The sequence below is a fragment of the Tepidimonas sp. genome (genome assembly GCF_029335975.1).
Taxonomy (GTDB): Bacteria; Pseudomonadota; Gammaproteobacteria; order Burkholderiales; family Burkholderiaceae_C; genus Tepidimonas.
The window spans coordinates 59501-68089 of the sequence record NZ_JARJMT020000145.1 but is presented as its reverse complement, the minus strand read 5'-3'; the positions used below and the strand labels follow the sequence as shown (position 1 = coordinate 68089).

Below are 8589 nucleotides of genomic sequence, written 5' to 3'. Positions count from 1 at the left end.
CGTGGCGGGCGATCAAATCCGTCAGCACTATGTCCTCCGCCCCCAGGCTGGTGGCCAGCACGATGCGGCCCGCATGGGCAACCGCAGCCTCGCGCAAGCACTGCACCGTGGCAGCCACGCGCTGCGCATGGCCGGGCGTCTCGCGGGCGTACAGCGCGATGGCACGGCCCGGCTCGGCGGGGGGGATATCGATCTGCAGCGACAGGGGTTTAGCCATGGGCGCGCTCCGGTGCCGTGCCTGCGCGGCGGGCGTCGGGTTGATAGTGGCCGTCGAATGCCAGCAGCGCCTGCTGTGCGACGGCGATCGATTCGCCCGGGCGCAGCACCGCCGCGTCGAAGCCGCTGCGCCACAGCAGCAGTGCCATGTCGGGGATGACGTCGCCCACGGCGCGGATCTGACCTTGCCAGCGCCAGCGGCCGCGCAGCAGCCGGGCCAGGCTGTAGGCCCGGCCGTCGGTCCACCGGGGAAAGGTCAGCGCGATCAGGTCCAGCCGGGTGAGCGTGTCCATGAAGCGTTCGCCCGGTGTGCGCTGCGCCAGGTAGGTCGCTACCACGGCGTCCAAGGCATCGACGATCTCGTCGGCGGCAAAGGCGGGGCCGACCACCCGCCCAGCGCGTGCCGGGCCGTGGCGCGCCTGTCCATCGGAGCCGCCCAGCGTGAGCTGGTACCACTCGTTGCCGTCCTTGTCCACGCCCAGAATGCCGATGTGCCCGCTGTGGTGGTGTCCGCAGGAGTTCATGCAGCCGCTGATGTGCAGCGCCAGCTCGCCGATCGCTTCCAGCTCGTCCGGGTCCTGGTAGCGCTCGAGCACGGCTGCTGCGATGGGCAGGGTGCGCGCGTTGGCCAAGCTGCACAGGTCGCCGCCTGGGCAGGCGATCAGGTCGGTCAGCAGGCCATGGTTGGCGGCGCCAAAACCCTCCGCCCGCACGGGGCGCTTGAGCGTGAGGGTGACCGCACACAGCCCGGGCAGCCGGTGTGCCTGCACATGGCGCTCGCGCCAACGCCGGTAGGCGGGTGGCTGCGCTGCACCCGCCGCGGCCCGTACGGCTGTGGTCGATGGAGCGCTCGGCCGACCCGCAGCCACCCAATCCGCTGGGGGGGCGAAGTGCGCCTGCACCTCGGCCAGGGCGGATGGCGTCAGCCGCAACTGCGCGCCCAACGCATCGTCGTCCCGCAGCGCCCGGTATTCGGCCTCCACCGCGTCCACGAAGCGCTGGCCCTCGGCCTTCACCAAAATCTTCAGCCGGGCTTTATAGAGGTTGTCGCGTCGCCCGAACAGGTTGTACACGCGCAGGATCGCTTCCAGATACAGCACGATCTCCTGCCACGGCACGAAGGCGCGCAGCTCCGACGCGACGAGCGGGGTGCGCCCCATGCCGCCGCCTGCCAGCACGCGAAAGCCCACCGCGCCATGGGCGTCGCGGCGCAGTTGCAGGCCGATGTCGTGCCAGGCGATGGCCGCGCGGTCGTCCGCCGCGCCCGTGACGGCGATCTTGAACTTGCGCGGCAGAAAGGCGAACTCCGGGTGCAGCGTGCTCCACTGGCGCAGCAATTCGCAATAGGGTCGGGGGTCCTCGATCTCATCCGGGGCGATGCCGGCCAGTGCATCGGTGGTGATGTTGCGGATGCAGTTGCCACTGGTTTGGATGCCGTGCAGGTCGGCCTCGGCCAGCACATCCATCACATCGGCCGCGCGGGCGAGCGGGATCCAGTTGAACTGGATGTTTTGCCGTGTGGTGAAGTGGCCGAAACCACCCTGGCCGGCCCACGGCCCGTCGGTGACGCGGTCAAACTCGCGCGCCACCCGCAGCATGGGCGCGTGGCGCTGCACATACCAGCCGTTTTGCAGCCGCAGCGGCCGAAAATCGTCGGCGCTGAGCTGCCCGGCCAGGTGCCGCCGCAACTGATCGCGGAACTGGGCGGCACGTTGGCGAATGAGGCGTCGGTCGAAGTCGGAGTACCGGTACATCGCGGGGCATCCAGTCATGAATGCCCGCAATTCCCCATTTCGGTTATGAAAAAACCAACGAAAATATTTTTTAATATCTATAACTGCTGTTCATATGGCGGCGATTGCGATCGCTGCCATCGCTTCCACCAGCCGCGCGTCTTCGCCGATGGGCGGCGCCAGCAGCGGGCAAGTCCGGCGCCATGAACTCCAGGAACGCCAGCGATACCGCCAGCTCCGGCCGTGCGGCGCGCACGGCCGCCGCCACGCGCTCGAAGGGGCTGGCCCAGAGCGGATCGCGGGCGCCATGGGCGAACAGGATCAATCCCGCGCCGGGATGGGGTGGCCCATTGGGCGAGGCCAGGAGTGGATCCGGGTCGATGTGCATGGCGCGCATAATGGCACGATCCGCATGCAAAGGGTCGTTGCCATGGATTTGTCGGACCGCTCGCACATCGCCGCCCCCACGGCCGGGGCGTTCACGCCCACCAGCGCCGAGGTCGTGCCCGGCGGCGCCGACTGGATGGCCGCGCACTGGATGCCGTTTACGGGCAACCGGCAGTTCAAGGCCGATCCGCGCTTGGTGGTCGCCGCCGAGGGCGCGTATCTGATCGATGCCGATGGGCGCCGCATCTTCGATGGCCTGTCGGGCCTGTGGTGCACCGGGCTGGGACATGGCCGGCGCGAGATCGTCGAGGCCGTCAGTCGCCAGGTCGCGACGCTGGACTATTCGCCCGCGTTCCAGTTCGGCCATCCGCTGTCGTTCGAGCTGGCCAACCGCATCGTCGAGCACATGCCGGCGGGGCTCAACCGCGTGTTTTTCACCGGGTCTGGGTCCGAGTCGGCGGACACCTCGCTCAAAATGGCGCGCGCCTATTGGCGGGCCAAGGGGCAGGCGAGCAAAACGCGCCTCATCGGTCGCGCCAAAGGCTACCACGGAGTCAACTTTGGGGGCATTTCGGTCGGGGGGATCGTGGGCAACCGAAAGCTCTTCGGCCAGGGAGTGGAGGCCGACCATCTGCCCCACACGCAGCCGCCGGCCGGGGGCTTTTACCGCGGACAGCCGCCGGCCGATGCCGCCTATGCCCAGCATCTGGCCGACCATCTGCTGGACCTGATCGCGCTGCACGACGCATCGACGATTGCCGCTGTCATCGTCGAGCCGTTTTCCGGCTCGGCCGGTGTCGTCATCCCGCCGCTGGGCTACCTGCAGCGCCTGCGCGAGATTTGCAGCGCGCACGACATCCTGCTCATCTTCGACGAGGTCATCAGCGGCTTTGGGCGCAGCGGCGCCTGGACCGGCGCCGAGGCCTTTGGCGTCACACCCGACATCCTGAATTTCGCCAAACAGGTGACCAACGGCGTACAGCCCCTGGGGGGTGTCGTCGTGCGGCAAGAAATTTACGACACCTTCATGGCTGCGGGTGGTCCCGAGTATGCGCTGGAATTTCCCCACGGCTACACCTACTCCGCGCACCCGGTGGCCTGCGCTGCGGGGCTGGCGTCGCTGCGGCTGCTGGAGCAGGACGACGCGATCGAGCGTGTGCGCGCGCTTGCCCCGGTGTTGGAGGCTGCCGTGCACGGCCTGCGCGGGGCCAGCCCGCACCTGATCGATATCCGCAACTACGGGCTGGCGGCTGGGTTCACGTTGGCATCGGTGCCGGGCGAGCCGCTCAAGCGCCCCTTCGAGATCGCGATGCGCATGTGGGCCAAGGGCTTTTATGTGCGCTATGGCGGGGACACGATCCAGCTTGCGCCGCCGTTTATCAGCACCGAGGCCGAGATCCACCGGCTTGTGGACGCGCTGGGCGAGACGATCCACGCGCTCGCCTGACCACCCCCAGTCCGCGTTGGGGCCGTTGCCTCAGCGCTGGGTCAGCTTGAACACCGCGGTACTGGCCAGCAGATTGGGCAGGGTGCGGACCACGCGCCCGTTTTCCAGGCCGAACGCATCCTCGACGTGCAGGCCCAGGCGTTGCGCCAGCACCTCGAAGTCTGCAAACGTGCCGACGCGGATGTTGGGCGTGTCGTACCACTGGTAGGGCAGCCGCTTGGTCACCGGCATGCGGCCGGCCAGCACGCGCAGGCGGTTCGGCCAGTGCGCAAAGTTCGGGAAGGCCACGATCGCGCTGCGGCCGACGCGCGCGGTCTCGCGCAGCATTGTCTCGGCGTTGCGCAGATGGGGCAGCGTGTCGATCTGCAGCACCACGTCGAAGCTGTCATCGGCGAACATCGACAGTCCCTCCTCCAGATTGAACTGCAGCACATCCAGCCCGCGCTTCAGGCACGCCAGCACCTGGGCGTCGTCCAGCTCGATGCCGTAGCCGTGGCAGCCGCGCGCCTCGCACAGGTGCGCCAACAGCGCGCCATCCCCGCAGCCCAGGTCGAGCACGCGCGCGCCATGCGGCACCAGGTCCGCGATGAGTTGCTGGATCTGGCGATCGCTCATGCGGCACCTCCGGCAGTGGGGGGCTGCAAATGGGCGCCGACGCGGTACTCGAAGTAGGCGCGCACGGCGGCGTGGTAGCGCGCGTCGTCGAGCAAAAAGGCGTCATGCCCGTGCGGCGCATCGATCTCGGCGTAGCTGACGGCGCGGCGGTTGTCCAGCAGCGCCTTGACGATCTCGCGGCTGCGCGCCGGCGAAAAGCGCCAATCGGTGCTGAACGACACCACCAGGAAATCGGCCTGTGCGCGTGCCAGCGCTGCCGACAGATCGCCGTCGAAGTCGCGCGCCGGGTCGAAGTAGTCCAGCGCGCGCGTGATCAGCAGGTAGGTGTTGGCGTCGAAATACTCGCTGAACTTGTCGCCCTGGTGGCGCAGATAGCTCTCGATCTCGAACTCGATGTCCTGCGTCGTGTAGCGGTAGGCCAGCCGCTCGGCGGCGTCAGCATCGCCGGCGCGCAGCGCCTCGGCCAGCGGGCGCAGGCGGCGGCCAAACTTGCTGTTCATGACATCGTCGCTCAGGTAGGTGATGTGGCCGATCATGCGCGCAATGCGCAGCCCGCGCCGCGGCTTGGTGCCGTGGCGCAGGTAATGCCCGCCGTGGAAGTCCGGGTCGCTGACGATGGCGCGGCGCGCCACTTCGTTGAAGGCGATGTTCTCCGCCGTCAGGTTGGGGGCGCTGGCGATGACGATGGCGTGGCGAACGCGCTCGGGAAACTGCAGCGTCCAGCTCAGCGCCTGCATGCCGCCGAGGCTGCCGCCCATCACCGCCGCCAGCCGCTCGATGCCCAGCGCATCCAGCAGCCGCGCCTGTGCCTCGACCCAATCCTCCACCGTCACCACGGGGAAGTCCGCGCCCCACGGCTGGCCGGTGGCCGGGTTGACGTGCGTCGGCCCGCTGGAGCCAAAGCACGAGCCGATGTTGTTGACCCCGATGACGAAGAAGCGGCGTGTGTCCACCGGCTTGCCGGGGCCTATCATGTTGTGCCACCAGCCCTCGCTTTTGGGGATGGGCTGGCCGCGTTCGTCGGCGTACTGGCCGGCGACATGGTGGCTGGCGTTGAGCGCGTGGCAGACAAGCACGGCGTTGTCGCGCGCGGCGTTGAGCTGGCCATAAGTCTCGTAGACCAGCTCGAAGGCGGGCAGGACACCCCCCCCGCGCAGGGGCAAGGGGGCATCGAAAACATGACGCTGGGCAGTGACGATCACGGTATCGATCCTGTAGTCGCGCCGTGATCGAGGGCTTGCGGACTTGGCCGATGGCCACGCCTTCCTCTTTAGCGGTATTTGTTACGCGCCCGCAAGCGGGACTCAAATCGGCGCTCGGCAAAAGTATACAAGCGCTACAAGCGCGGCATCCCGTTCACGCCGGTGGGTGGCAGCGCCGCGCATGTGTTGTTCTGGCGCATCGCCCACACCCTTTGTCGGGCCGATCGTCGAAAAGATGAGCGCGGATCGCGGGGAACGCGCATAATGAGGGTTGCAGGTGTCCGCGACGCTTGCATCTCGGTGATCGGTCGGTTTCGCGTGCTGCAGTTTTCTTGTGTGCCGTCGGGGCTCCATCGCTACCCTTTGTCTCGTGTGTTTTCAGGAGTCCCTCAGATGGGCAACAAGTTGTACGTCGGCAATCTTCCGTATTCGGTGCGCGACGGTGATCTCGAACAGGCATTCAGCGCGTACGGCCAAGTGTCTAGCGCCAAGGTCATGATGGAGCGCGACACCGGCCGCTCCAAGGGGTTTGGTTTCGTCGAAATGGGCAGCGATGCCGAGGCGCAGGCTGCCATTTCCGGCATGAACGGCCAGTCCATGGGCGGCCGCAATCTGGTCGTCAACGAGGCGCGCCCGATGGAGCCGCGCCCCCCGCGCAGCGGCGGGTTTGGCGGCGGTCGCCGTGATGGTGGCGGCTTCGGCGGCGAAGGCCAATTCCGCAGCCCGTACGGCAGCGGCCGCCGACGCGACGACCGCAGCGGTTACTGATCGCGCGGAGTGCGCGCCATCAGCGTGGCGCGCACCTGCCCCTGCAGGTCGACGATGCCGTTGCGCGCGTCGTATCGCAGGCGGTTGCCGATGAGCGTGTCTGCACCGCGGCTCAGCCGCACCGGTTGATCCGACTCCAGCAGGCGCTGATCCTCATGCCACGTCAGGGTCTGGCCCTCGAAAGTCAGGCGCGGCGTGGCATTTTTGCGTCTGTCTGTGGGCCAAGGCTCGCGCACCAGGCGCACATCACCGCGCAGGTGGTAGAGGGTGCGCCCATCATCGGTGCGAAGTTCGCTGGCCTGAGCCCGCAGTCGCATCTGACCGGCATGGTCGATGCGCTCCAGCGTGGCGTTTTGTACCCGCAGCAGGCCGTTGTCTGGAAAATGCTCCAGCACCGCGCCGGTCAGCATCGATCCCAGGCGTCCATCGGCCTCGTAGCGGCGCAGGGTAAAGCCCTCCAGACGGTAGTCGGGCTGGCCTTGCGCCAGCGGTGCATCGGGCGTGGCGGCTGGTCCCGGAATGCGCTGGACGATGCCGTAGGTGACCAAGGCCAGTGCCCCCATCAACAGCACCGGCAGGTACAGCGACAGCCGGTCCCACAGCCCGTACCAACGTGCAGCCGCGGGGGATGCTACAGCGGGGCTGGGGTTCATGCCGCAGCCTCGGCCAGCAGGCTGGCGTAGCGGCCCGACGCCACCAGCAGCAGGTCGCAAAACTCCCGCGCCGCGCCATGGCCCGCTACAGCCTGGGTGATGTGGTGGGCGCACGCCCGCACCTCGATGTGCGCCGATGGCGGGGCCACGGCCAGTGCGCAGCGGCGCAGCATGGGCAGATCGGGCCAGTCGTCGCCCATGGCGGCGGCCTGCGACCAGTCCAGACCCAAAGACGCCAAAATGGCTTCGGCAGCCGGGCGCTTGTCCTGCGTGCCGTAGCGCACATGCTGCACGCCGAGGGCCTGCAGGCGATGGCGCAAAGCGGCCGAGTCGCGCCCGGTCACGACCGCGGGCACGATGCCGGCGTGGTGCAGCAATTTCAGGCCGTGGCCGTCCAGGCTGTAAAAGCGCTTGAGCGCCTCGCCGTCGGGTCCATAGTAGAGTCCCCCATCGGTGAGTACACCGTCCACGTCAAAGAAGGCGATGCGCACGTCCTGCGCCCGCAGCAGAATTTCGGGGGGAAAATTCAGCACCGGTGCGGACATCAGATCACCTTGGCGCGCATCAGGTCATGGTGGTTGAGGGCGCCCACCAGCCGCCCGCCCTCGTCGACCACGAGCACGCTGGTGATGCGGTGCGTTTCCATCAGCTTGGCCGCCTCCGCAGCCAACATCTGCGGCCGCACGGTGCGTGGCTGCGGGTGCATGACCTCGCTGGCGGTCAGGTGGCGCAGATCGGCGCTCTCGCGCCGCTCGATCAACCGGCGCAAGTCCCCATCGGTGAAGATGCCGATGGCCGCACCCGTGTCGTCCACCACCGCCGCCGCACCCCACCCGCCCGCACTCATGGCGCGCATGGTCTCGATCAGCGTGGCGGTGGGGGGGACCTGCGGCGTGACCTGCAGCGGGCGCATCACATCGCGCACCAGCGTCAGCAGGCGGCGGCCGAGCGCGCCGCCAGGGTGCGAGCGGGCGAAGTCGTCCGGCTGAAAGCCGCGCGCGCTCAGCAGCGCCACCGCCAGCGCGTCGCCCATGGCCATTTGCGCCGTCGTGCTGGCAGTGGGCGCTAGGTTGTGCGGGCAGGCCTCGCGCGCCACGCTGGTGTCCAGCACCACATCGGCATGGCGGCCCAGGCTGGAGTCCGCTCGCCCGGTCATTGCCAACAGCGGCACCCCCATACGCTTGATCAGCGGCAAGATGGCGGTCAGCTCTTCGCTCTCGCCCGAGTTGCTGATGGCCAGCACCACGTCGGCCGGCGTGATCATGCCCAGGTCGCCGTGACTGGCTTCGGCGGGGTGCATGAACAAGGCAGGCGTGCCGGTCGATGCCAGCGTCGCGGCGATTTTGCGGCCGACATGTCCGCTTTTGCCCATGCCTGTGACGACCACCCGCCCGCGGCAGGCCAGCACCGTGTGCACCGCCTGCGCAAAGCGGGCGTCCAGTCGATCGGCCATCGCCTGCAGACCCTGGATTTCGGTGTCCAGCGCCGCGCGCGCGAGGGCCAGCAGCGCATCGGCATCGGGTGCGGGATGGGCGGGGCAGGGATGGGCGGGGCAGGCCAGCGTCATG

Annotated in this window: 8 protein-coding genes, 2 pseudogenes and 1 riboswitch; of the genes and pseudogenes, 2 read left to right on the top strand and 8 right to left on the bottom strand. The window is 68.3% G+C overall.

What is annotated here, in order from left to right:
- The 3 genes and pseudogenes from P3W97_RS08095 to P3W97_RS08085 all read right to left on the bottom strand — a co-directional run.
- Positions 1 to 217, bottom strand: a pseudogene (locus P3W97_RS08095) (hypothetical protein); the annotation flags it as partial.
- A complete protein-coding gene (locus P3W97_RS08090) occupies positions 210 to 1970 on the bottom strand; it encodes a DUF934 domain-containing protein (RefSeq protein ID WP_300845615.1) in 1761 nt (586 codons plus the stop codon). The gene P3W97_RS08090 and the pseudogene P3W97_RS08095, both read right to left, overlap by 8 nt.
- A gap of 157 nt (positions 1971 to 2127) precedes the next feature.
- Positions 2128 to 2337: pseudogene (locus P3W97_RS08085) on the bottom strand (CbiX/SirB N-terminal domain-containing protein); the annotation flags it as partial.
- A gap of 135 nt (positions 2338 to 2472) precedes the next feature.
- On the opposite strand from P3W97_RS08085, the gene P3W97_RS08080 reads away from it, so the two are divergent.
- Complete coding sequence (locus tag P3W97_RS08080; protein WP_300845613.1) at positions 2473 to 3783, top strand: aspartate aminotransferase family protein; 1311 nt, start codon at positions 2473 to 2475, stop codon at positions 3781 to 3783.
- A 30-nt stretch (positions 3784 to 3813) separates the two neighbouring features.
- Here P3W97_RS08080 and metW read toward each other — a convergent pair whose 3' ends face one another.
- Together metW and P3W97_RS08070 are read right to left on the bottom strand one after the other, a co-directional pair.
- Positions 3814 to 4398 carry a methionine biosynthesis protein MetW gene (gene metW / locus P3W97_RS08075; RefSeq protein WP_300845602.1) on the bottom strand — a complete coding sequence of 195 codons (585 nt, stop codon included), beginning with the start codon at positions 4396 to 4398 and terminating at the stop codon, positions 3814 to 3816.
- Positions 4395 to 5600 (bottom strand): homoserine O-acetyltransferase, encoded by a 1206-nt coding sequence (locus P3W97_RS08070; protein WP_300845599.1) that lies wholly within the window; start codon positions 5598 to 5600, stop codon positions 4395 to 4397. The genes metW and P3W97_RS08070 overlap by 4 nt, the downstream gene beginning before the upstream one ends.
- A 47-nt stretch (positions 5601 to 5647) precedes the next feature.
- Positions 5648 to 5724: riboswitch (SAM riboswitch) on the bottom strand.
- Between the two features lie 269 nt (positions 5725 to 5993).
- Between P3W97_RS08070 and P3W97_RS08065 the strand changes: the two genes are divergently transcribed.
- Complete coding sequence (locus P3W97_RS08065; protein ID WP_300845597.1) at positions 5994 to 6368, top strand: RNA-binding protein; 375 nt, start codon at positions 5994 to 5996, stop codon at positions 6366 to 6368.
- Here P3W97_RS08065 and lptC read toward each other — a convergent pair.
- The 3 genes from lptC to P3W97_RS08050 are packed head-to-tail and all read right to left on the bottom strand — an operon-like array spanning position 6362 to position 8588.
- Positions 6362 to 7021, bottom strand: a complete 660-nt coding sequence (gene lptC, locus P3W97_RS08060; protein WP_300845595.1) for an LPS export ABC transporter periplasmic protein LptC — start codon at positions 7019 to 7021, stop codon at positions 6362 to 6364. The two genes, P3W97_RS08065 and lptC, sit on opposite strands and share 7 nt — an antisense overlap.
- Entirely contained in the window at positions 7018 to 7566 is a 549-nt protein-coding gene (locus P3W97_RS08055) for an HAD family hydrolase (protein ID WP_300845593.1), read from the bottom strand. The genes lptC and P3W97_RS08055 overlap by 4 nt, the downstream gene beginning before the upstream one ends.
- Positions 7566 to 8588, bottom strand: coding sequence for a KpsF/GutQ family sugar-phosphate isomerase (locus P3W97_RS08050; RefSeq protein WP_300845591.1), 1023 nt, complete (start codon positions 8586 to 8588; stop codon positions 7566 to 7568). Before P3W97_RS08050 ends, P3W97_RS08055 begins: the two co-directional genes overlap by 1 nt.
- Between the last annotated feature and the right edge of the window lies 1 nt (position 8589).

What these genes read in the sequence shown, in the direction of transcription:
- metW (WP_300845602.1), bottom strand. Translation starts at nt 4,398, where the DNA reads ATGAGCGATCGCCAGATCCAGCAACTCATCGCGGACCTGGTGCCGCAT.
- P3W97_RS08080 (WP_300845613.1), top strand. Translation starts at nt 2,473, where the DNA reads ATGGCCGCGCACTGGATGCCGTTTACGGGCAACCGGCAGTTCAAGGCC.
- P3W97_RS08090 (WP_300845615.1), bottom strand. Translation starts at nt 1,970, where the DNA reads ATGTACCGGTACTCCGACTTCGACCGACGCCTCATTCGCCAACGTGCC.
- P3W97_RS08050 (WP_300845591.1), bottom strand. Translation starts at nt 8,588, where the DNA reads ATGACGCTGGCCTGCCCCGCCCATCCCTGCCCCGCCCATCCCGCACCC.
- lptC (WP_300845595.1), bottom strand. Translation starts at nt 7,021, where the DNA reads ATGAACCCCAGCCCCGCTGTAGCATCCCCCGCGGCTGCACGTTGGTAC.
- P3W97_RS08055 (WP_300845593.1), bottom strand. Translation starts at nt 7,566, where the DNA reads ATGTCCGCACCGGTGCTGAATTTTCCCCCCGAAATTCTGCTGCGGGCG.
- P3W97_RS08065 (WP_300845597.1), top strand. Translation starts at nt 5,994, where the DNA reads ATGGGCAACAAGTTGTACGTCGGCAATCTTCCGTATTCGGTGCGCGAC.